The following is a 242-nucleotide window of genomic DNA, read 5'->3' on the forward strand; positions in this document are numbered from 1 at the left end:
TCTTGAATTAGCTTCTGGTGATGAGAAAGCGGACATTCAACATAAAGTTTTGGAGCTCGAAGCGAAATTGGCGCTAGTTGAAAAAGATAAAGAAGATGTATTGAATCGTGAGCAAAACACACGAGCTGGATACGTCTACATTATCTCTAATATCGGATCATTCGGAGAAGACGTCTATAAAATTGGAATGACGCGCCGCCTAGAACCGATGGACCGCGTGAAGGAACTTGGCGATGCTTCTG

Annotated in this window: 1 protein-coding gene; it reads left to right on the top strand. The window is 43.4% G+C overall.

Going from position 1 to position 242, the window contains the following annotated elements:
• The coding region (locus tag R0J87_RS23895) for a GIY-YIG nuclease family protein (protein ID WP_498889515.1) at window positions 1-242 on the top strand (242 nt) is incomplete at both ends.

Origin of the sequence: Halomonas sp. SIMBA_159 (assembly GCF_046536035.1) — a bacterium.
Taxonomy (GTDB): Bacteria; Pseudomonadota; Gammaproteobacteria; order Pseudomonadales; family Halomonadaceae; genus Vreelandella; species Vreelandella venusta_A.